22 protein-coding genes and 2 tRNA genes are annotated in these 20,876 nt (G+C 49.5%); 11 read left to right on the top strand and 13 right to left on the bottom strand.

The features are described from left to right. Positions 1-66 precede the first annotated feature (66 nt). The 7 genes from N5910_RS06100 to sppA form a co-directional block, all read right to left on the bottom strand. Positions 67-588 carry a DUF2115 domain-containing protein gene (locus N5910_RS06100; RefSeq protein WP_191216044.1) on the bottom strand — a complete coding sequence of 174 codons (522 nt, stop codon included), beginning with the start codon at positions 586-588 and terminating at the stop codon, positions 67-69. Positions 589-636: 48 nt separating this feature from the next. Continuing rightward, on the bottom strand, positions 637-1,191 hold the full coding sequence (locus N5910_RS06095; RefSeq protein WP_238337855.1) for a DUF2115 domain-containing protein: 555 nt from the start codon (positions 1,189-1,191) through the stop codon (positions 637-639). 5 nt (positions 1,192-1,196) lie between these two features. After that, positions 1,197-3,269: a DEAD/DEAH box helicase gene (locus tag N5910_RS06090; RefSeq protein WP_261599420.1), complete on the bottom strand. Its 2,073-nt coding sequence runs from the start codon at positions 3,267-3,269 to the stop codon at positions 1,197-1,199. A gap of 12 nt (positions 3,270-3,281) precedes the next feature. Continuing rightward, the gene (gene moaC / locus N5910_RS06085) at positions 3,282-3,755 is read right to left on the bottom strand and encodes a cyclic pyranopterin monophosphate synthase MoaC (RefSeq protein WP_074359144.1); all 474 of its coding nucleotides are present in this window, start codon (positions 3,753-3,755) and stop codon (positions 3,282-3,284) included. Positions 3,756-3,806: 51 nt separating this feature from the next. Next, a complete protein-coding gene (gene cbiD, locus N5910_RS06080; protein ID WP_074359143.1) occupies positions 3,807-4,901 on the bottom strand; it encodes a cobalt-precorrin-5B (C(1))-methyltransferase CbiD in 1,095 nt (364 codons plus the stop codon). A 37-nt stretch (positions 4,902-4,938) separates the two neighbouring features. Next, on the bottom strand, positions 4,939-5,196 hold the full coding sequence (locus tag N5910_RS06075; protein WP_074359142.1) for an MJ0307 family thioredoxin: 258 nt from the start codon (positions 5,194-5,196) through the stop codon (positions 4,939-4,941). 121 nt (positions 5,197-5,317) lie between these two features. Next, positions 5,318-6,166: a signal peptide peptidase SppA gene (sppA, locus tag N5910_RS06070; RefSeq protein WP_191216041.1), complete on the bottom strand. Its 849-nt coding sequence runs from the start codon at positions 6,164-6,166 to the stop codon at positions 5,318-5,320. 210 nt (positions 6,167-6,376) lie between these two features. Between sppA and N5910_RS06065 the strand changes: the two genes are divergently transcribed. The 9 genes from N5910_RS06065 to N5910_RS06025 all read left to right on the top strand — a co-directional run bounded on the left by N5910_RS06065 (position 6,377) and on the right by N5910_RS06025 (position 13,112). Beyond that, positions 6,377-7,237 (top strand): shikimate kinase, encoded by an 861-nt coding sequence (locus N5910_RS06065; RefSeq protein ID WP_074359140.1) that lies wholly within the window; start codon positions 6,377-6,379, stop codon positions 7,235-7,237. A gap of 83 nt (positions 7,238-7,320) precedes the next feature. Further along, a complete protein-coding gene (locus N5910_RS06060) occupies positions 7,321-7,617 on the top strand; it encodes a chorismate mutase (RefSeq protein ID WP_074359139.1) in 297 nt (98 codons plus the stop codon). A 1-nt stretch (position 7,618) separates the two neighbouring features. Further along, positions 7,619-7,807, top strand: coding sequence for a 30S ribosomal protein S17e (locus N5910_RS06055; protein WP_074359138.1), 189 nt, complete (start codon positions 7,619-7,621; stop codon positions 7,805-7,807). A gap of 47 nt (positions 7,808-7,854) precedes the next feature. Next, positions 7,855-9,075 carry an aspartate kinase gene (locus N5910_RS06050; protein WP_074359137.1) on the top strand — a complete coding sequence of 407 codons (1,221 nt, stop codon included), beginning with the start codon at positions 7,855-7,857 and terminating at the stop codon, positions 9,073-9,075. Beyond that, positions 9,072-9,962, top strand: coding sequence for a 4-hydroxy-tetrahydrodipicolinate synthase (gene dapA / locus N5910_RS06045; RefSeq protein ID WP_074359136.1), 891 nt, complete (start codon positions 9,072-9,074; stop codon positions 9,960-9,962). The genes N5910_RS06050 and dapA overlap by 4 nt, the downstream gene beginning before the upstream one ends. Before the next feature lie 15 nt (positions 9,963-9,977). Continuing rightward, entirely contained in the window at positions 9,978-10,796 is an 819-nt protein-coding gene (gene dapB, locus N5910_RS06040) for a 4-hydroxy-tetrahydrodipicolinate reductase (RefSeq protein ID WP_074359135.1), read from the top strand. Positions 10,797-10,809: 13 nt separating this feature from the next. Further along, positions 10,810-11,856, top strand: coding sequence for an aspartate-semialdehyde dehydrogenase (gene asd / locus N5910_RS06035; RefSeq protein ID WP_074359134.1), 1,047 nt, complete (start codon positions 10,810-10,812; stop codon positions 11,854-11,856). A gap of 163 nt (positions 11,857-12,019) precedes the next feature. Continuing rightward, positions 12,020-12,490, top strand: coding sequence for a phosphatase PAP2 family protein (locus N5910_RS06030; RefSeq protein ID WP_238337854.1), 471 nt, complete (start codon positions 12,020-12,022; stop codon positions 12,488-12,490). Between the two features lie 100 nt (positions 12,491-12,590). Continuing rightward, positions 12,591-13,112, top strand: coding sequence for a hypothetical protein (locus tag N5910_RS06025; protein ID WP_074359132.1), 522 nt, complete (start codon positions 12,591-12,593; stop codon positions 13,110-13,112). A 1-nt stretch (position 13,113) separates the two neighbouring features. On the opposite strand, the gene N5910_RS06020 is transcribed toward N5910_RS06025, so the two are convergent. Both N5910_RS06020 and N5910_RS06015 read right to left on the bottom strand, forming a co-directional pair. Beyond that, a complete protein-coding gene (locus tag N5910_RS06020) occupies positions 13,114-13,683 on the bottom strand; it encodes a cyclase family protein (RefSeq protein ID WP_074359131.1) in 570 nt (189 codons plus the stop codon). 80 nt (positions 13,684-13,763) lie between these two features. Beyond that, the gene (locus tag N5910_RS06015) at positions 13,764-14,969 is read right to left on the bottom strand and encodes a transglutaminase domain-containing protein (protein WP_074359130.1); all 1,206 of its coding nucleotides are present in this window, start codon (positions 14,967-14,969) and stop codon (positions 13,764-13,766) included. 505 nt (positions 14,970-15,474) lie between these two features. Between N5910_RS06015 and thsA the strand changes: the two genes are divergently transcribed. After that, a complete protein-coding gene (gene thsA / locus N5910_RS06010; RefSeq protein ID WP_261599419.1) occupies positions 15,475-17,091 on the top strand; it encodes a thermosome subunit alpha in 1,617 nt (538 codons plus the stop codon). A 322-nt stretch (positions 17,092-17,413) separates the two neighbouring features. Here thsA and N5910_RS06005 read toward each other — a convergent pair whose 3' ends face one another. The 4 genes from N5910_RS06005 to N5910_RS05990 form a co-directional block, all read right to left on the bottom strand. Beyond that, positions 17,414-18,565: a thiolase domain-containing protein gene (locus N5910_RS06005; RefSeq protein ID WP_074359128.1), complete on the bottom strand. Its 1,152-nt coding sequence runs from the start codon at positions 18,563-18,565 to the stop codon at positions 17,414-17,416. 12 nt (positions 18,566-18,577) lie between these two features. Beyond that, positions 18,578-19,618, bottom strand: a complete 1,041-nt coding sequence (locus N5910_RS06000; protein ID WP_074359127.1) for a hydroxymethylglutaryl-CoA synthase — start codon at positions 19,616-19,618, stop codon at positions 18,578-18,580. Between the two features lie 162 nt (positions 19,619-19,780). Next, positions 19,781-19,854: transfer RNA gene (locus tag N5910_RS05995), tRNA-Gly, on the bottom strand. A 2-nt stretch (positions 19,855-19,856) separates the two neighbouring features. Then, positions 19,857-19,930, bottom strand: a tRNA-Gly gene (locus N5910_RS05990). A 191-nt stretch (positions 19,931-20,121) separates the two neighbouring features. Here N5910_RS05990 and N5910_RS05985 point away from each other — a divergent pair. Next, the gene (locus N5910_RS05985; RefSeq protein WP_261599418.1) at positions 20,122-20,862 is read left to right on the top strand and encodes a heparan-alpha-glucosaminide N-acetyltransferase; all 741 of its coding nucleotides are present in this window, start codon (positions 20,122-20,124) and stop codon (positions 20,860-20,862) included. Positions 20,863-20,876: the final 14 nt, after the last annotated feature.

Here is a 20,876-nt window from a genome sequence, read left to right as displayed (position 1 = left end):
TTTCATGTTCTAAATCAGGCTTCAGGGTGTTTCCGGGTCCCGGGTATTCCTCATCAACGGCCATGATCAGACTTCAGGGTCCTGGATGCTGACACAGAAACGGCAAAGTGCCGATGGCGTGTTTACCTGTTTGTCCTTCACAGGACAGTAATAAACGTCCCCATCCCTCCGCACCGTGAGGCCACCGGGGAAACGGGTTCCAACAGGATGCACGGGTTCCTCCCTTATAAAGGTTACATAAATGGTTATTATACGTGCAATCTTCTGGAAGCACTTCTCAGGGACTTCAACGGCCTTCTGGAACTGATCATCAAGGAATTCAAGGAACTCCCTCAGCTTGCCGGTGTCAACTTCACCAGGGTAGGTGTTTCTGTCATTCTTTATATCCCTTATCCTGTTGAAGAAGGCCCTTGTGAACCTCTCTATGAAATCCTTCTGCTCCCTGGGCGGCATATACCTTGCATCATCTCTGAGATACACAGAAGCATCCATTATATCCTTTATATGGATGGAGGAGGCTTCCTTTTTAATAATCTCAAGTAACCCCATTTTTGTCATCTTGGATGGAATCCTATCAGCGCTGATCATATTCCGGACCTCCTTCATATCAGTTCAGGAACTGGTTTATCTATTGTTTTAATTTTTCGGGATCCTTGCACTGTTCTGATGATCATGATACCCCTTTAATTTGGGTGTCTGTCTTGCTATGCAGATGTCGCAGAGGGCCCGGGGATTATCCTTCTGCCGGTCCTTAACCGGACAGTAATAAACACCGTTAACCTCTTTAACAGAATCTCCACCAGGGAAGGGGGTTCCCTCGGGGTGAAGCGGTTCTTTCCTGATGAGGGTTCGGTGAAGAACTGTTAAACCTGCAAGGAGGGGTGTTCGTGTTTCATTCAGCCTCCTCAGGACCCATAATGTGTTTTCTTCATCATGATCTGCGCGGAGAGGGCTGCCTTTCTTCAGTTCAAGGACCGAGTCAACGACCATTCCGGTGTAGATATCGATGTATCTCTTCCTGTACCTCTCCTGGACATGTTCACAGCTCCTCTCAATGAAGAGCCTTACCTCCATGAGATCAGAGACACCTACCCCTGCAGCCGCATCCCTCAGGAGACATGTGATGGATGGGGCATCATGATACATTTCAAGCCAGTCAATGTTTCTCTGGTGCGGCTGGATGGATTTCATCCCCCCTAGCACCTCTCAGCATACCTCTTAACGGCCTCAGCGAGTTTTTCACCTATCCCATCGATGCGTTTGAGGTCCTCCTTCCGGACGTATCTCAGGTCATCACCAAATGTTTCAATGATCTTACGGGCCCTCCTTCTTCCAAGGCCCCTGACACCAACAACGAGGGGTATCAGGTCCTCACCCACACCATAATACAGCCTTGCAGAGAGCACCTCCAGCTGACCGGAATAACCGTAGACCCCCATAATCTCACATATCCTCCCGAAGAACTTAACAAGCCTTGACGCTTCATAGGCCACTCTCCGGGTGGATGCAGCGTAGACGTTGAAGGCGTTTTCTATTTCATGCTCTGTTCTCTCATTGATCCATTCTATAAGGGCTGCTGCCGTGGCCTCCTCGTTCCCTATGTCCATGACAAAGAGTCCGTGGTCCATGAGCCTCTCCCTGACAGGGTCCCTGCTCTTCGTGGCCTTGAAGGATATGAGGGGCATGTCAGGGGTCCTTGTTATCTCATAGATCAGCCTGTAGATGTTGAGTTCATCCATCTCTGAGGCAAGCTGGTTTAACTTGATGGCGGTCTCAACAGAGTAGTTTGAATTTGCAATGAGCATGCCGAATTCGGTTGCAGCAAAGCCATCGGGCCTTGGATAGAGTATCCTGTTCTTCACAAGGAAATCAAGGGCACCCTCAAGTTCATACTGAAGGTTATCCATGCCGAATGAGTTCATGTAGGGGTTCTCCATGAGCTGATAACCGTAGAATGTCCCTTTGAAGAATTCGATGAGTTCATCAGGGTTCCTTGAGAGTCCTGATGCCACCTGTACTATTATCAACCGGTAGAAGGCGTCCCGGTTTTCAAGGACGCGTGAAGAGGTCCTCTCAACCTCCCCATTGACGTAGTACTCCTCCAGTTCAAGGGCCTCGGCATGGCTCTTTGCTATGAGGTATGAGTATCCTGCATCATCGTACTGTGGCCGGCCGGCCCTCCCTGACATCTGTTCATAATCGAATACAGGGATCCTCTGCTGACCCCTGCCTGTCCAGCGGGTGTAGTCCCTTATAACCACGGTCCTTGAGGGGAGGTTAACACCGTACATGAGGCTGGGTGTTGCAGTTATCATGAGTATGTTGCCCTTCCTGAACTCGTCCTCTATTATCTCCCTCTGCCTGTTGAAGAGACCTGCATGGTGGAATGCTATCCCTGAGGCGGCACATTCAGCGAGTTTCATGCACGTCGAGGTGGGACGGGACCCTGCGGCCCCTGGAACCTCAAGGAGGCTCTCTGCAACCGTCCTGAATCTTTCCTTCATATCTTCAGGGATCCTCCCACGGATATTTTCTGCAAGGTAGGATGCAAGGGACTCGGTGAATCTCCTTGTGGATACGAATGCGAGGGTCTGGCTTTCCTCCTCAATGGATTTTTCAAGTATCTTCAGGACAACCTGGTTCTTGTCCCTGGCACCGAACATCTCGGTGTCAAGGACCTCCCTGTGGAGGGGTACCGGCCGGTAGTCATGCTCCACGACACGGGCATCAAGCCACCCCGCAATTTCGTCCATGTTGGAGAGGGTTGCTGAGAGGGCCACGATGCGCATGGAGGGGTTCAGCTGCCGGGCCCTTGTAACTGCAGATTCAATCACCGGGCCCCTGCTGTATTCCCCTATCATGTGGAACTCATCAACGATGAGGAGGTCCACCTCCCTTAGAAGGTTCCATGAGAAACGTGTGAGGGTGTCGAAGGATTCAAACACCATAACTGCAAGGTCTGAGGTTTTAGGATCCTTACCAACCTTTATGCCATGTTTTTCGAGTTTTTTGAACTCCTTTATCTTTTCGTTCTGAATTGAGATGAGTGGAACGGTGTAAACGACCCTGCCACCATCAAGGATGGTTTTAAGGGCTGCCAGGAGGCCCAGCAGGGTTTTACCGCTTGCAGTGGGGATGGCTATGATGTAATTTTCATAGGACTCAAGGTATCCTGATTCAATGGCACTCCTCTGGGCCGGGTTCAGTTCCCTTATGTGGGGGTAGCAGTCCTCCACAATCATCCTCAGTTCAGGCTTGACGGTGTACATAGAATCACCGCTTCAAATTTCATCCTTTTCTTTCCTGATGACCCGTATATTCCTTATCCTGGTGTGTGGGTACTGGCCATCCTGGTCCTTCTCAACGCTTTTAACCATATCCCATACTGTAAGGAGGGCCACCGAGACTCCTGTAAGGGCCTCCATCTCGACTCCGGTCTTCCCGTCACACTTCACGGCAACCCTCACCTTGATCCTGTCATCATCCACAAGGAACCTGACATCGACACCGGTAACAGGAACCTGGTGGCAGAGGGGTATGATGTTCCAGGTGTTCTTAACGGCCCCTATGGCTGCTATCTGCGCCGTTGCGAGGACGTTACCCTTCTTTATCCTGCTCTCCCTTATGAGGTCCACAGTCTTCTTATCGAGGAGGATCTCGCCCTCGGCGATGGCCGTTCTACGGACAGCGGACTTATCCCCCACTTCCACCATATGAACCCCGTCATCCTTAAGGTGTGTGAATTCATCCTTCATGGTATCAACTCTACTTTTCTCTGTTTTTTAATCCAGGAATCCCACGGTGCTTCAACGTCCATCCACTGTATGGATATCGTCCGGGACCCTGAAATTTGAGTTAAGGATCCTGCCATCCATGGTGGTGATCAGGACCTCCATGGGGACACTGCAGCGCCCCCCGCACCTCTCCTTTATGGCATCCGCAAGCCGGTTGAAGACCTTCTCGGTGAGGCCTGTCCTTTCAAGGTGTTCTATCATCTCCTCGGTTGTCCCTGCAGAGTACATGGCCTCAAGGACAGCCCCGGGGACACCCTCAAGGGCCGAGTATGCGATCATGGTCTCCCGGCGCCCATCAGCCACACTGTTTTTCGTGTTGAATATTCCTGCTGCAAGCTTGATGAGCTTCCCTGCATGCCCCAGGAGTATTATTCTTCCAACACCCCTCCTGCAGGCCTCAGCAAGCATGTAGCCTGGAAAGTTACCCATCTGGATGATGGCATCAGGGTCAGTGTCCTTAAAGTACTCCCTGGCAATCCCTGCACCTATGTTCCCGGGCACCATGATGACGGTTCTGAATCCGAGGGCAACGGCTATGTCTAGCTGACAGGCAAGGGACTCCCTGTAGGCCTTTGAGGACATGGGCCTCGCAATCCCTGTGGTTCCAAGGATGGATATCCCTCCCATTATGCCGAGGCGGGGGTTCATGGTCCTTGAGGCCACCTCCTCACCCCCGGGGACAGAAATAGTTACCGCCACACCTTCATCCTCATCAAGGTGCTCCTCTAGGTTTTCCATTATCATTTTCCTGGGGACCGGGTTTATTGCCGGTTCACCGGGGGGTACCTGGAGTCCGGGCTTTGTAACGGTACCGACCCCCCTACCACCCCTTATCTCCACACCGGGGCTTCCTTTAAGTTTTACCGTTGCCACTATTTCAAGGTTAACCGTGACGTCGGGGTCAGGGTAGGGTCTCTTCACAACCGATGCCCGGGCGGTGTCCATGCTGAGGCGTTCAACAGACTCCACATCAACTTCAATAGCACCTGCAGGGGCCTTAACAGTGACGGTCTTAACAGTTTCGCCCTTAAGACAGAGCAGGGATGCGAGGGCCGCTGCAGTGGCGGCTGTCCCTGTTGTGATTCCAGAAACCCTCTCATCCTTCATCAGAAAAAATCCCGGAAATTCAATAAAAAAAGATTGATTATTTCATTTCATCCCTTATGGCTTCAAAGAGTTCCTCCTTGCTGGGGGCACCCACGAACCTTACAACACCATTCATGGCTATTGCAGGCACTGCCATGAGTCCATAGTCAATGGCCTTCTCCCTGTCCACCATTATGTCAATCTTTTCAACATCAATCTCGTCCCCGAATTCCTTCTTGGCTTCCTCAACAACCTCAATTGCCATGGGACAGTATGGGCAGGTTGGGGATGTGAAAACCTCTATTTTAACAACCATTTCTTAACCTCCATGAGCATGATATATTATTTTCTCATGTTTTTCAATAAATACTTATCTTCCAATGAAAGCCCTTCTGCAGGCACTCTGGAGGTTGGCTTTCATGGCTCAACATCTGCATTCAGAGCATGGACGTGGAGGTGGTGTTGCTGGAGTACCCCACCTTTGATAGCATGCTTGATATTAGCTTCAGAAGTCCGCCTGATGGTGCCATGGTTACGGTGTCATAGTCTTTTATACCTGCAAGTCCTGCTGCAACTTCAACTGCCCGGTCCCGTCCACCGGTCAGGTCAACAAGCCTGTTTTTCATGGCCTGACGCCCCGTGAATATCCTACCCTCTGCAAGGCTCCTGACATAGGATATGGTGAGGTTACGGTTGGCGGCGACGGTCTTGATGAAGTAATCGTATTCTTCATTCACCATTGACTGGAGCATCTCCCTTTCCTCATCCGTCACCATACGGTAATCTGCACCCATATCCTTGTATTCCCCTGCCTTTATGGCGTACTTGTTTATACCCATCTGCCTGTACATCCCTGAGAGGTCCGTGAGGTCCAGTATAACCCCTATGCTCCCCACCCATGCAGATGGACTTGCGACTATCCTGTCAGATGCGGAGGCTGCAAGGTAGGCTCCTGATGTGCCTGAATCACTTATCCAGCTCACAACCGGTTTTTCAGATTTCTTTATGGCATCCATGAGTTCCTCACTGGCCACGGGGGTGCCTCCTGGACTGTTTATGTCAAGGACTATCGCCTTGATTGAGGGGTCATCGTTGGCCTTCTGGATGAGTTCCTTTATATCATCGGGGCTGACGCCCTCAATACTTGTGTCATAGGCTATTACTCCGTGCACCGGGATGATGGCTATGGTGCCGGATCTTTCCACTGACCCTGAAATTGAAAAGAGTATCCCTAAAACCGTGAGGGCTCCTATGAGTCCCGCGACTATTTTGCTGTTCCTTTCCATGGTATCATACCTTCGGTGAAATTCACCATCCACCTCTTAAACTTTCCATTATTTGTATTAATCTGTAGACTGTAATCTATTATATAAATGTTTCAGATATATTAAATGAGGTTAGTGGTGTCTGTGTCTGCAGCCGGCTCATCAGACCCTTAGGGTGTTTCTCTATCTGCAGCATGCTCATGAATGATAGACTGGTAATGGAGTGATAGGTTGAAAAGGATTGTAAGATCCCCTGGATCGGCAACGGTCGTGAATGCCATTGCCACGGGGAAGGGTTCAGCATTCGGAATAGGCCTCCATGTGGAGGCTGAAGCTAAACTTTCAGGGTCAGGGATAAGCTGCATTTCCCGTGAAGGTGCCGACACTTCGCTGATAGAACTCTGCGCGGGGATGGTAATTGACCGCTACGGTGTGGATACTGGTGTGGAGATCATAACAAGGTCAGAGCTTCCTGTTGCCAGCGGACTCTCAAGCAGCAGCGCAGCATCCAATGCAGCAGTCATGGCAGTTTCCAGTTTGATTTCGGATGAATTCCAGGTTGAAGCAATGTCTGATGAGGAAATACTTGACATGGCAGTGGACGCATCCCTCAGGGCCGGTGTAACGGTGACAGGGGCCTACGATGATGCAAGCGCATCCTTCTATGGGGGTCTAACGGTCACAGATAACACAGCAAGGGAGATAATCTCCAGAAGGGAAATGGAAAATCAAAAGGTATTAATATACATGCCGGACAGAAAATCACTGACTGCACAATCGGATGTCCCGAGGATGAAACTCCTTGCTCCATGGGTTGACATGGCCTTCAGGGAGGTTCTCAACGGGAGGGTCCACAGGGCCCTTACACTGAACGGGATACTGTATTGTGCATCCCTTGGATTCGATCCGGGAATAGCCCTCGACGCCCTTGAAGCGGGAGCAGCGGCAGCTGGCCTTTCAGGTACAGGTCCATCATTCGTTGCCCTGGCTGATGAGGATTCGGTTCCAGGAGTCATCAATGCATGGGAATCCCTTGAAGGGAACCTTATCATCACCTCTGTGGATAACAGGGGGACCTTTGTGGTGGAATAACCCTGATCATCAGAGAACCGGCCTCTGTGGATTAACAGGGGGTCTTTATGATTGAATAACCCCATCATCAGGGAGGAATTGCCATGGATGAGTCCACAGCCAGAGAAATCCTTAAAAGATCCAGAGAGGAAATAGATAAGATAGACAGGGACATCCTGGACCTTATAGCTGCAAGAATATCCCTTGCAGGGGAGATCCTCGAGGCCAAGAGGGTGCTGGGCATGGATATACTGGACCCTGAAAGGGAGCGCCAGATAATAGAGAGGACCCGGAAGATTGCAGGGGAAAATGGAATCAATGAAGATAAACTTGTGCAGTTAATGAAGATTCTGATGGATCTAAATAAAAATGAACAGAAAGAACTGTTAAGGAGGAACTGACATGGGAAACATAAGAACATCCTTTGTAAAAAGACTGGCCAAAGAACTGATAGAAACTTATCCTGGAAGATTCACAGCTGATTTTGATGAAAACAAGAAACTGGTGGAGGAGTTCTCAACAGTAAGCACAAAACACCTCAGGAACAAAATAGCAGGTTACATTACAAGGATCATCAGCCAGCAGAAATAACCTGATTTTTTTATTTTTTTTCAACATTTAAAAGGTTGTGAAGGTTAATGGAGTTAATAGTTGCTAAATTTGGCGGTACATCTATAGGAAATGGCAGAAGAATAAAAAAGGCAGCCCGTTCAGTAGTGAAGGAGTACATGAAGGGTAAGAAGGTCGTTGTCGTTGTATCTGCCATAAACAAGACAACGGATGAACTCCTTCAGATAGTTGACGAGGCAATGGAAGATGCTGTCACAGAAAAGCAGCTGGCTGAAATAGTATCCATGGGCGAAATGACCAGTGTGAGGATATTCTCATCTGCAATAGAGGCCCTCGGGGTTAAATCAGAATACATAGACCCCTTCATGGATGAATGGCCAATAATAACCGACAGCAACCTTTTAAATGCTAAGGTAGATTTTAAGGCGACTGAGGAAAAATCAAAGGAGCTCCTGAAACTCCTTGACCAGGGAATAATACCCGTGGTATGCGGCTTCCTTGGAAGGGACCCCAATGGTTACATAACCACCCTGGGCAGGGGTGGCAGTGACATAACAGCATTCCTCCTTGGCCACTGCCTCAAGGCCGATGAGGTCATAATCGTAAGCGATGTGGGGGGTGTGATGTCCACAGACCCCAACAAGCTTCAGGGTGCAAAGAAGCTGGATAAGATCTCTGTAGAGGAAATGAGGGACCTCGCAACCCATGGGGCTCAGGTCCTCCACCCACACGCCCTCAAATACAAGGACCCAGATATAAATGCAAAGATAATAGGCTTTGAACACGGGGACTTCTCGGCACCGGGGACAGAGATAATCGGACCGTCAAAGAATAAGATGCTCCGGACAACAACCCTCAACCCGGATCCAATATCCGTTGTGGCTGTGGTGGGTGAAAAGATCCTTAACAAGCCAGGCATACTTGCAAAGTTCACCTCAAAGCTTGCAGAGAATGATATAAACATAATAGGCATTTCAACCGGGCAGAACTCAGTCACAATATTTGTTGATAAGAAGGACGCTGACGAGGCACACCGCCTGCTCCATGACGTTGTTATCGCGGATGACAACCTCAGCTCACTCTCACTTGGAAGGGACATTGCAATGATAACAATCTCCAGCCCCGATTTCATTGACACACCCGGCATAATATCGGATATAACAGAACCCCTCCGGGATAACGACCTCAATATAGTTGAAATTTCATCCTCACAGACATCTGTGGTTATATTCGTTGACTGGAATGATGGTAAAAAGGCATATGAACTTGTAAGGGGTGTTCTTGAATGAAGATTGAAGGCACGATAGTGGCCATGGTCACACCATTCACGGAAGATGATGAGGTGGATGAGGCCGGCCTGAGGGAGAATATAAATTACCTTATAGAGAACGGGGTGGACGGACTTCTTGTTGCGGGCACAACAGGTGAATCAGCCACAATAACCCATGAAGAACAGAGAAAGTTGATCGACATCCTCGTGGATGAGGTTAACGGCCGTGTTAAGGCAATCGCAGGGGCGGGGAGCAACTCATCCAGGGAGGCCCTGGGACTTGTCCAGTACGCTGAATCAGCAGGTGCAGACGCCGCCCTGGTGATAACACCCTACTATAACAAACCCCAGCCACATGGACTCATATCCCATTACACCATGCTTGAGGAATCCAGCGACATACCACTCATAATCTACAATGTCCCCTCAAGGACCGGGACGGATATAGACGTTGACACGGTGATCAAACTCGCCCGCCTTGACGGGATAATAGGGATAAAGGAGGCGAACCCCGACCTTGACAAGGTATCCATGCTCAGGTCAGGGCTCATGGCCGAGGGGATCAGGGACTTCACGGTGCTCTCAGGCAACGACAACCTCACACTTCCCATGATATCCATGGGGGCGGAGGGCGTTATCTCGGTACTCGCCAATGTTGACCCTGCAAGGATGAGCCGCCTCGTTAACGAAGCCCTTTCAGGCGACTTTGAAGCCGCACAGGAAACCCACTATGAACTCTACGACCTCATGAAGGCACTCTTCATTGAGAGCAACCCGGTACCCGTTAAGGAGGCCCTTAACATGATGGGAAGACCCGCGGGTCATGTGAGGATGCCCCTAGCACCCCTCAACGAGGCCAGCCGCGATAAACTCAGGATGGTCCTTGAGGAACTGGCCCTTATCTAAGAGGAGAGATATGAAATGATCAGGGTAGCTGTTACCGGGGCCTGTGGACGCATGGGCTCAGGGATAATAGGAAGAGTACTTGAACAGGACGACATGGAACTTGTGGCGGCCATTGAGGCACCAGGGACACCCCTCAGTGGAAGGGACGTGGGTGAGCTCACAGGAAGGGGCCCGGTGGGGGTCATGGTAACCGAAGCATCAGCACTGAAGGACACCCTGGCTGAAACAGAACCCGATGTCCTGGTTGACTTCACAATAGCAACAGCCGCCGTTGAAACAATAAAGACAGCGGCGGAAGCAGGGGTTAACCTTGTCGTGGGGACCACAGGTTTTTCAGATGAGCAGATGAAGATAATAGAGGACTGCATTAAGAGGAACCGTGTGAAGGCCGTTATCTCACCGAACATGGCGGTGGGTGTCAATGTCTTCTTCAAGGTACTCAGGGACCTTGCACCGGTCCTCTCAGACTATGATGTTGAGATAATAGAGGCGCACCACCGCCACAAGAAGGACGCTCCCTCAGGAACAGCTGTACGTGCACTTGAGGTTATTGCAGAGTCAAGGGGTGTAAGCCCCGAGGTTGCCGTACATGGAAGGAATGGCCTTGTCGGTGAGAGGACCGATGATGAGATCGGTGTGCATGCAGTGAGGGGAGGGGACATCGTGGGAGACCACATCGTCCTCTTTGCAGGTGATGGTGAACGCCTTGAGATAGTCCACAGGGCCCACAGCAGACAGGCATTCATAAGTGGAGTTATGAGGGCGATAAGGTTCATTGAAAGCGCAGAACCAGGATGCATAGTCGATATGGGGGATGTGCTTGGCATAAATTGATGAAGGTGATATGATGGTTAATGTGGGTGTTTTAGGAGCTACAGGGATGGTTGGGCAGCGCTTTATTGAGATGCTTGAGAACCATCCGGAATTTGAACTCACCACACTGGCTGCATCGTCAAGGTCCGCAGGGAAACCCTACAGTGAAGCTGCAAACTGGTACCTTGACAGTGAGATGCCAGAATCTGTAAGGGACATTGAGGTCGTCGAGACCGACCCATCAAGTGTGGGTGATGTTGAAATACTCTTCTCAGCCCTACCTGCAGACATTGCAAGGAAGGTCGAACCCAGATTCGCAGAAAAGTATATCGTGGCATCCAATGCAAGTGCCATGAGGATGGAACCCGACGTGCCCCTTGTGATACCCGAGGTGAACCCGGAGTTCCTAGACCTCATCGAACTGCAGCAGAAAAAGAGGGGATGGGATGGATTCATAGTCACGAATCCCAACTGCTCAACCATAGCCCTCACACTGACACTCAAACCCATCTATGATAACTACAGTATCAGGAGGGTCTATGTGTCCACCATGCAGGCAGTTTCAGGGGCAGGATACAGCGGGGTGCCGTCAATGGCGATACTGGACAACCTCGTGCCCTTCATAGGTGGTGAGGAGGAGAAGATGGAAACAGAAACCCTCCACCTCCTGGGTGAACTGGATGAGGGTGTTGTAAAGCCCGCAGGCTTCGGTGTCAGCGCATCCTGTCACCGCGTCCCTGTTGTTGACGGGCACACGGAGGCAGTCTTCATAGAACTTGAGGATGAATTTGAACTTAAGGATGTCAGGGAGGCAATGGAGACGTTCCAGGGCCTTCCACAGAAACTTGGGCTCTACTCAGCCCCTGAAAAACCTGTAGTGGTGATGGATGAGGAGAACAGGCCCCAGCCAAGGATGGACCGGGACCGGGATGGTGGAATGGCTGTCACGGTGGGAAGACTCCGTGAGGACGCTGCATTTGAGAACAGCTTAAGGTACGTTCTTGTGGGTCACAACACTATCAGGGGTGCTGCAGGAGCATCCATACTCAACGCCGAGCTCATAAAGGAGATAATACTCTGAGAGTTAGAAAAGTACACGAACCCACAATACGCAGCCCTCACCGGGCTCATAAAGGAGATAATACTCTGAGAGTGGAATGCGGCCTATCCCGATGACATCCATTGATACATCCATCCTCTATTTTTTCAATGTAACCTTAAGCGCACCTCTTCTGGATTTCTTAATGCCGGTTATAACCTTTGCAGGCACACAGATCTTCTGGGTGATTTTATGTTCACTCATCTACCTCTTCGGCGACCATGAGGCAAAGGAAGCGGCATTCATGGCCATAGTAGCCCTCATGATAGGATTCCTTTTGAGTGAACTCCTCAAAGTGATGATTGCAAGGCCAAGGCCCTATGAGGTTATGGAATGGATAAGGTACTCCGGGGCTGCCGGCGGATACTCGATGCCATCCGGGCACACCGTTGCCGCCTTTGGAGGGTTCCTTTCACTCTCATTTAAACTTGGGAGGACGGCACTTTTCATTGCAGCAGCATCCCTTGTTGGCATCTCAAGGTTGTACCTTGGTGTTCACTACCCAAGTGATGTGGCTGCAGGTGCACTCATTGGAATTCTGTGTTCATTTATAGCCCTCCGGATAAATGAGAGGGTTAAATGTTTTGGTCTGTGCCGTTTTGAGATGTTGAAATGAATTCAGAAAACTTTTTAAGGTTAAATGCAAAATTTATATTAAAAGAGAAGCTAGTATCAGCGGATTCAATGGATATTCATGGTATATCGGGGAATAGGGTATGAGGTTCATCAGGGATTCAGAAAAGGAACAGCTCAAACTTCTTGTTAAGGCGTGCATGCTTGAGATAAGTAAACTCAAGATGGATCTCAGGAAGTGCCGTGAAGAATCAGACGACTGCAGCAGGGTCCGGGAGCTTGAGGAAACCCTGAAGATAAGGGAAAGGCGAATAACTGAACTTGAAGGGATCCTTGATGAGAAGGACAGAATAATAAAGGACCTCAACACCATTATAGCCGAGAGGGAGTCCTTGATAGCCGACCTGAAGAAATACAGGGATTATTTCCATGCCCTCACAGAGAAGCCTGAAAGGGACCTTACATCATTCCAGTCACAGATCTACCGGCTGCTGCCTGATGAAAAATCAACTGCAGAGGAACTGCTCAGCTTCATAAACGGAATAGGATTTAAGGACCTTAAACTTGAGAACATGGTCCAGATACTCAGGAACCTTGAGAGGAAGGGTTATTTCAAGTCATACAGGAAGGGTGATGAGACCCTCTGGGAGAAGGTGAAGAGGTAGATTATTCCAGCACTGCGAATACACGTGCAGGGGATGCTTCAGCCGCGGCGGCAAGGGGGACAGCAAACAACCTGAACCTTTCAGGGAGAAGCTCCGTGTTTTTTATGTTTTCAACTATCCACACACCATTTTTAAGGAGTTTCCTGTGTATCTCCATCTCGCCATGCCTGTCAACACTGGGCCCCTCCATGCAGACCCCCTTCACATCAGCATCCAGAAGTTCATCTGCAATTTCCATGCTCAGGAAGGGGTAGTTGATGAAGTAGTCTTCTGATCCCCATCTCGAGCTCCAGCCGGTCCTGACCACGGCAATACCCCCCGGGACATGACTTTTGATCCCCTCAGGGGATGTCAGAAAACCTGTTCCTGTGAGCCTCTCAAGGCTTATTGTTTCAACTGTCCCGGGGTATCCTGCATGCCTGGGGGCATCTATATGTGTGCCTGCGTGCATTCCCGCTTCAATCCTGCTAAGGATGTAATCATTCCGGGTTTCAAGTATCCTGACATGGGGGTCGCCTGGAAATACGGGCATCCCATCCTCAAACCGGTGGGTGAGGTCTATGAACTTCATGTTCCCTATTTTCTTCAGAGTAACACTTATTATTTGCTGTAAGGCTCTGATGGTTTATTCCTGCTTGCAGCATACTGCCTTCAGAGGCTGTACTCGCGGAGGGTTTCTTTCACCTTTGAAGCGTTCCGGTCCCAGTTCCTTACACAGCCAAGGGTATTTATTGTATGTGTTGTGTCTGCTGTCACCCATCCACGTCCACGTATCCATATCTGGACCCATACATGGGAGTACCAGTTTCCGCTTATGAACTTACAGTAACCGCGCACGTAACGTGCGGGTATACCGCTGGTCCTTGCAAGGGCCACCAGAAGGTGTGCCTGGTCGACACAGTTCCCGGTCCTGTATTTCAGTGTGCCTGTGGCACCGTAACGTGTCCTGTAGTAGAATGAGTAGTCAATGCTGTCACGCACCCATCTGAATATACTGTCCCCGGTGGCGTATGTTGTGTTCTCTGAGAGTTCACGTGCAAGGTAAACGATGTTGGGGTCGGTGACACTGCAGTGGGCTGTGGTTTTGAGGTACACCCTGAGGCTGGCTGGAACGTACCATGGTGAATTTTTAAGGTCCCTGTAATACCTGAGCTGTTTCTGGAGTGATGTGAAGGTGCTGTTGAGGGACCTGTACCTTGCCTGCAGCCTGAGAAGAGTGTTCCTGTTCCCTGTGAGCTTCATTTTCCTGAGGGTTGCATCCATCACTTTCCTGGTTCTTTTAAGTTTCAGTGTGATGCTCTTTATCCTGAGGTCAACGGTGTTTGAGTCCAGGCGGTATGCAACCCTGGGGATAGGGGTTTTGATGTTAACCTTCCCTGGCATTCCACCCTTACTGTACTTCCATGCACCGGTCTTTGAGAGGAGGTATACAGTGTTGTAGAAGTCAACTGTTCCACCATTGTAGCTTATGGTTGAGGGGCACCTGTTATGGGTTGCTGTGAAGTCACGGAGTTTGGAGGCTATCTCAAGGCACTTGCTGCGTGTAAATGTCCCTGAGATGCGCCTGATGTTAAGTGGAGGCGTACCCGGAGAGATCACCTTCACGGTAGCTGATCCGGTAAGTGCCCTGCTGAGGGCATAGGTGTAGGATGCAGGGTCAAGGGTACTGTTACGGACGGTTATGGTTTCAGGGAGTCTCTGATTTTTCTCCATAAAAGAGGTGACTCTGACGCTGGCTTCGAGAATTTCGGAGCTGTTTAAAACTTCTGAACCGTTTTCAACGGCACATGCACCTTCCAGGAGGATTAATATAATCAGGATCACAGGAAGGCATGCTTTTGTGGTCTTTTTTAGCATGTTACCACAAATTATATTTAAGTTTCATGATGGTGATAAATGTTTTTGAAAGGCTTTCAGACGGAACGCTGGAAAGAGGTTAATTTTGAAATTTATGATCTAACCGGGCGATTTTTCCGGTTCCTAGTTCCTATAATGATTAAAAGCATCATAGAGAATTTTAAGATGATTAAATTACAGAATTATTATTCAGTCCTGGAGTAATACCCTCTTTACTACTCTCTCATCTACTTTAAATATCCATCATCAGGGAATCATTGATGAGAATTTATTATCTTCCAGGAGAGGGGGTCATCATCCCACCTGAGAGCCCTTAAGATGAGAATTATAGTCACGATCAGGGAGTTGCTGAAAAGAATAGTTCAGAGGGATCTGGGCGCAGTGGGAGTTTCAAAACTGCCGTATGTCATTTATCTTTCATTACCACATGCACCGTAAAATATTTATAGAACCTCTAACCCATTGATAAATGCACATACTTACTGAAAAATTGAGGTGATTTATGATGGCACAGGAACAGCAGCCAATTCTTGTACTACCCGAAGGTACAAGCAGGTACCTTGGAAGAGACGCACAGAGGATGAACATACTTGCAGGTAAAATCCTTGCAGAAACAGTAAGGACAACCCTTGGACCAAGGGGTATGGACAAGATGCTGGTTGACTCCCTTGGGGACATCGTCGTAACAAACGATGGTGTTACAATACTCAAGGAGATGGACATCGAGCACCCTGCAGCAAAGATGCTGGTGGAGGTCGCCAAGACCCAGGAAGACGAGGTGGGTGACGGGACAACCACAGCAGTCATAATAGCCGGGGAACTACTCAAGAAGGCAGAAAACCTCCTTGAAATGGAGATCCACCCAACAATCATTGCAATGGGTTACAGGCAGGCCGCTGAAAAGGCCAAGGAAATACTCAACACAATTGCAATTGACGCAAGTGACAGGGACACACTCATAAAGGTCGCAATGACCGCAATGACAGGAAAGGGTACAGAAAAGGCAAGGGAACCACTTGCAGAACTCATAGTTGACGCTGTAAAACAGGTTGAGGAAGACGGCGAAGTTGAGAAGGATCACATAAAGATAGAGAAGAAAGAAGGCGCAGCCGTAGACGACTCAACCCTTGTACAGGGTGTAATAATAGACAAGGAAAGGGTACACCCAGGAATGCCTAAGAAGGTTGAAAATGCAAAAATAGCCCTCCTGAACTGTCCAATAGAGGTTAAAGAGACAGAAGTTGACGCTGAAATCAGGATAACAGACCCATCACAGATGCAGGCCTTCATTGAACAGGAAGAACAGATGATCCGTGACATGGTTGACAAGATAGTCAGCACCGGTGCCAACGTCCTCTTCTGCCAGAAGGGTATCGATGACCTTGCACAGCACTACCTTGCAAAGGCAGGCGTCCTTGCTGTGAGAAGGGTTAAAAAGTCTGACATGGAGAAACTATCCAAGGCAACAGGTGCAAGCATCGTTACAAACATTGAAGACCTTAGCGAAGAAGACATCGGTGAAGCAGGAGTGGTCTCAGAGAAGAAGATCTCAGGCGAAGAGATGATCTTTGTTGAGGAATGCAAGGAACCAAAGGCAGTCACAATACTTGTCAGGGGTTCAACCGAACACGTTGTAAGCGAAGTTGAAAGGGCCATTGAAGACGCTATAGGTGTCGTGGCTGCAACAGTTGAAGATGGTAAGGTTGTAGCAGGTGGTGGAGCACCAGAAATAGAGATAGCCAAGAGGCTCAAGGACTACGCTGATGCAATAAGTGGAAGGGAGCAGCTGGCAGTTTCAGCCTTTGCTGAAGCCCTTGAAATCGTTCCAAAGACCCTGGCAGAAAACGCAGGTCTTGACAGCATCGATGCACTGGTTGACCTCAGGGCAGCCCACGAAACCTCACCATACATGGGACTCGATGTCTTTGAGGGTGACATCGTTGACATGAACAAGGCAGGGGTCATTGAGCCACACAGGGTCAAGAAACAGGCAATACAGTCTGCAGCTGAAGCAGCTGAAATGATCCTGCGTATAGATGACGTTATAGCCGCATCATCCTCAGGTTCCTCTGATGAGGACATGGATGAAATGGGCGGCATGGGCGGAATGCCTCCAATGTAAGGGATATTCCCCACTCCCTTTTTAAATTTTTTTAGCGGCACTGTTTTTATCGGGTTCATGGATCTTTTTTATTGCTTCTGTGAAGATTAATCCGATTAAAAGGACCCAGGTTTTTCCTGGAGCTTATTTTGAGGGATCAGCCACATAATGGCCTCAGCTGATTAGCTGAATCTGATAGTATAAGAACAGGTCCTTCATGGTATTCTTCACATGAATCCTGCAGATATAAAAAATAAAATGCCGGCAGGGAATTCCCTATAAAAAGGAAGAAGCCTGCATATCTATTAAAAAAATGATAATCCTGGAGTTTCACTACGGTGAATCACCTTGTGAATATGTGAACCGCTGCGGTTCCACCGGTTCCACCAATGTTGTGGGTCATACCAACCTCAGCACCCTCAACCTGTCTTTCACCGGCTTCACCACGGAGCTGCCAGACCACCTCTGCTGCCTGGGCTATCCCTGTAGCTCCGAGGGGGTGTCCACGTGCCTTAAGGCCCCCTGATGGGTTCACGGGTATGTCACCGTCAATCCGTGTCATGCCCTCTTCAAAGGCCCTTCCACCTTCACCCTTCTCAACAAAGCCCAGATCCTCAACTGCAAGTATACCGTTTATACTGAAACAGTCATGGACCTCCACAAGGTCAATGTCTCCTGGTGTTAGATCAGCCATTTTAAACGCCCTGCGGGCAGCATGAACCGTTGCATCTATCCTTGTTATGTCCCTGCGGTCGTGGAGTGCAATTGTACCTGAAGCTTGTGCAGAGGCCTTAACATAGACGGGGGTGTCCGTGTACTCCCTCGCCATCTCAGCAGGGCAGAGTATGACGGCTGCGGCACCATCAGATATGGGTGAACAGTCAAGCAGTCTCAGGGGATCCGCAACCATGGTTGAACTCATAACCTGTTCAAGGGTGACCTTCATGGGGAACTGCGCCCTGGGGTTCTTTGAGGCGTTCTCATGGTTTATAACCGATACCATGGCAAGCTGTTCCCTGGTTGTACCGTACTCGTACATGTGCCTCCTTGCCATCATGGCATACAGTGAAGGGAAGGTGACACCCTGCTGGGCCTCCCATTCCTGGTCAGAGGCTGTTGCGATTGCCGGGGTGGGGTCAACGACATCGGTCATCTTCTCCACACCTGCAGCTATCACTATATCATGGTACCCTGAGGCAACGGCCATCACACCGCTCCTGAGTGCAAGGCCCCCTGAGGCACACGCAGCCTCAACCCTTGTTGAGGGTATGGGTGTGAGACCTGCATGGTCAGCGATGAGTGAGGAGATGTGTTCCTGTTTGATGAAGAGGCCGGCTGACATGTTACCCACGTACATGGCCTCAAGGTCAGCACCCTCAATGCCGGCGTCCTCGATTGCTCCGAGGCCGGCCTCTGTTATCATGTCCCTGAAGGAAACATCCCAGAGTTCTCCAAATTTTGTCTGTGAAACTCCAATAACTGCTACATCCCTCATTTTATCACCATATTAAGCCATCCTGAGTTTGCCCTTGAACTTGGCATAAACTGCATAATCAACATACCTCTTCTCTTCAATAACCTCACTTACAGAGGGCGCCAGTTCACGCTTCTCCTCAATTCCATCGGTCACCTCGATGATGAAGGCGTCGCTTCCAGCCCCTGAACCATAGGATACTGCAAGTATCCTGTCACCCGGGGATGCCACGTCAAGGGTTGCTGCAAGTCCGATTGGTGTTGCACCTGAGTAGGTGTTACCTATCACGGGTGTGAGGAGACCCGGTTTTACCTGCTCGCTTTCAAATCCAAGCTTCTTCGCAGCCTTGAGGTAGAATTTACCGTTTGGCTGGTGGAAAACAGCATAATCAAAGTCTGATGCGCTCATCCCACTTTTCTCCAGCATGCCCCTGGCAGCTCCAAGGACGTGTTTGAAGTAGGCCGGTTCCCCTGTGAACCTTCCTCCATGCCTGGGGTAGGGCATGCCCTCCCTCCTGTAAAAGTCTGGTGTGTCTGTTGTGAAGCTGTATGTATCTGTTATCTCTGCAAGGGTGTCTTCCTTTCCGATAACGTAGGCTGCTCCACCTGCTGATGCCGTGTATTCAAGGGCATCGCCTGGAGCTCCCTGGGCCGTGTCCGCACCAACCGCAAGACCATACTCAACCATATCTGAGTCTACAAGTCCCATACATGCCTGTATACCCGCGGTGCCTGCTTTACATGCGAACTCAAGGTCCGCAGCCGTCATCTGTGGTGTTGCTTCAATAGCCTCTGCAACGATTGTTGCTGTTGGTTTAACTGCGTAGGGGTGGGACTCTGAACCCACGTAGACAGCCCCGATCTTTGATGGGTCTATCTTACTTCTTTTAACAGCATATCTTGCAGCTTCAACTGCTATTGTGGCGGTGTCTTCATCCGGGCCAGGCACGGATTTTTCCTGCACCACAAGCCCCCTTGATATGGCCTGGGGGTCATCTCCCCAGACCCTGGCGATTTCTTCAACCTTTATTCTGTATGATGGAACGTAAACTCCATATCCAACGATTCCAGCCATGAGTATCACACCATAATATTAGTCTGGATCTTATTATTATCTAAAACCAAAGTATTTATCCCTTGCTCTACTATCCTACCTTCTACTATATATAGGTAGCAGCATAAAAGGAGGGGGTCTCAATGTATATGGTGCAGAAAATCAGAACAGAAACAGTTTTTATGCGGTTGCCGGGATTTGAACCCGGGTCGCGGGCTTGGAAGGCCCGAGTCCTAACCAGACTAGACTACAACCGCTATGCGGCGTCCGGGATTTGAACCCGGGTCGCTGGCGTGGCAGGCCAGTGTCTTAACCAGGCTGGACTAACGCCGCAAATTCGTAGGCATAGAAAAGATTTGAAATCATCATATATAAAGTTTTCTATTTATTCTCTCTGCCCCGACATGATAAAGGAGGGGCCACCATAAATAACAGATGCAGCTGAAGAGGAGGGCGCCGGATGCTGGAAAGGTATAAACTAAATAATCGGATGCTCGATAGGTTAGCCCTTCAGTAGTTCTGGGATGGTTAATGAGATGAATGGGGGAAAAAGATTTGTTGAGGTCGATGCCCTGAGGGGAATCGCTGTCATTATGATGGTGGCATATCATGCACTCTTTGACCTCGATTTCTTTTCAGTAACAGAGATAGACATGTCATCGCCACCTCTATGGCTTGCAGGGAGGCTGACAGCATTCCTCTTCATATTCATCGCAGGCCTCTCACTGAGCCTGAGCCATTCCCGCCGGATCCTTGAGGAAGATGCATCGTTCAGTGCCTACCTTAATCGGGGACTCAGGATTTTCGGGTACGGCCTCATAATAACCCTTGCAACATGGATATACCCAGGGGATGGTGTGATACTATTCGGGGTCCTCCACTTCATCGGAGCCGGGATTATACTCTCATACCCCTTTATGGGAAAACCATGGTTAGCCCTCATGGCAGCCTCTCTGTCCATCGCAGCTGGAATGATCCTCTCAGGTTTCAGGGCGGATTATCCATGGCTTTTATGGGCGGGGCTGAGACCACATAGCTTCTACAGCCTTGATTACTTTCCACTCTTTCCCTGGCTGGGCGTCATGCTGACCGGGATGAGTGCAGGGGATGTCCTTTACAGGGGATACAGAAGAAGATTTGACCTGGACACAGGGGCATTGCCCCTCAGCAAACCCGCACTTCTTGGCAGAAACTCTCTGAAAATCTATTTTATCCATCAACCGGTTATAATAATGATTATATTGGTATTAAACAGTTTTAGATAAGCTCTTCAGAGCCT

It is taken from the genome of Methanothermobacter wolfeii (genome assembly GCF_025397995.1).
Taxonomy (GTDB): Archaea; Methanobacteriota; Methanobacteria; order Methanobacteriales; family Methanothermobacteraceae; genus Methanothermobacter; species Methanothermobacter wolfei.
The sequence above is the reverse complement of the archived record's forward strand: the minus strand, read 5'-3'. Positions and strand labels throughout refer to the sequence as shown.

What these genes read in the sequence shown, in the direction of transcription:
- N5910_RS06100 (WP_191216044.1), bottom strand. Translation starts at nt 588, where the DNA reads ATGATCAGCGCTGATAGGATTCCATCCAAGATGACAAAAATGGGGTTA.
- N5910_RS06095 (WP_238337855.1), bottom strand. Translation starts at nt 1,191, where the DNA reads ATGAAATCCATCCAGCCGCACCAGAGAAACATTGACTGGCTTGAAATG.
- N5910_RS06090 (WP_261599420.1), bottom strand. Translation starts at nt 3,269, where the DNA reads ATGTACACCGTCAAGCCTGAACTGAGGATGATTGTGGAGGACTGCTAC.
- moaC (WP_074359144.1), bottom strand. Translation starts at nt 3,755, where the DNA reads ATGAAGGATGAATTCACACACCTTAAGGATGACGGGGTTCATATGGTG.
- cbiD (WP_074359143.1), bottom strand. Translation starts at nt 4,901, where the DNA reads ATGAAGGATGAGAGGGTTTCTGGAATCACAACAGGGACAGCCGCCACT.
- N5910_RS06075 (WP_074359142.1), bottom strand. Translation starts at nt 5,196, where the DNA reads ATGGTTGTTAAAATAGAGGTTTTCACATCCCCAACCTGCCCATACTGT.
- sppA (WP_191216041.1), bottom strand. Translation starts at nt 6,166, where the DNA reads ATGGAAAGGAACAGCAAAATAGTCGCGGGACTCATAGGAGCCCTCACG.
- N5910_RS06060 (WP_074359139.1), top strand. Translation starts at nt 7,321, where the DNA reads ATGGATGAGTCCACAGCCAGAGAAATCCTTAAAAGATCCAGAGAGGAA.
- N5910_RS06055 (WP_074359138.1), top strand. Translation starts at nt 7,619, where the DNA reads ATGGGAAACATAAGAACATCCTTTGTAAAAAGACTGGCCAAAGAACTG.
- N5910_RS06050 (WP_074359137.1), top strand. Translation starts at nt 7,855, where the DNA reads ATGGAGTTAATAGTTGCTAAATTTGGCGGTACATCTATAGGAAATGGC.
- dapA (WP_074359136.1), top strand. Translation starts at nt 9,072, where the DNA reads ATGAAGATTGAAGGCACGATAGTGGCCATGGTCACACCATTCACGGAA.
- dapB (WP_074359135.1), top strand. Translation starts at nt 9,978, where the DNA reads ATGATCAGGGTAGCTGTTACCGGGGCCTGTGGACGCATGGGCTCAGGG.
- asd (WP_074359134.1), top strand. Translation starts at nt 10,810, where the DNA reads ATGGTTAATGTGGGTGTTTTAGGAGCTACAGGGATGGTTGGGCAGCGC.
- N5910_RS06030 (WP_238337854.1), top strand. Translation starts at nt 12,020, where the DNA reads ATGCCGGTTATAACCTTTGCAGGCACACAGATCTTCTGGGTGATTTTA.
- N5910_RS06025 (WP_074359132.1), top strand. Translation starts at nt 12,591, where the DNA reads ATGAGGTTCATCAGGGATTCAGAAAAGGAACAGCTCAAACTTCTTGTT.
- N5910_RS06020 (WP_074359131.1), bottom strand. Translation starts at nt 13,683, where the DNA reads ATGAAGTTCATAGACCTCACCCACCGGTTTGAGGATGGGATGCCCGTA.
- N5910_RS06015 (WP_074359130.1), bottom strand. Translation starts at nt 14,969, where the DNA reads ATGCTAAAAAAGACCACAAAAGCATGCCTTCCTGTGATCCTGATTATA.
- thsA (WP_261599419.1), top strand. Translation starts at nt 15,475, where the DNA reads ATGGCACAGGAACAGCAGCCAATTCTTGTACTACCCGAAGGTACAAGC.
- N5910_RS06005 (WP_074359128.1), bottom strand. Translation starts at nt 18,565, where the DNA reads ATGAGGGATGTAGCAGTTATTGGAGTTTCACAGACAAAATTTGGAGAA.
- N5910_RS06000 (WP_074359127.1), bottom strand. Translation starts at nt 19,618, where the DNA reads ATGGCTGGAATCGTTGGATATGGAGTTTACGTTCCATCATACAGAATA.
- N5910_RS05985 (WP_261599418.1), top strand. Translation starts at nt 20,122, where the DNA reads ATGGTTAATGAGATGAATGGGGGAAAAAGATTTGTTGAGGTCGATGCC.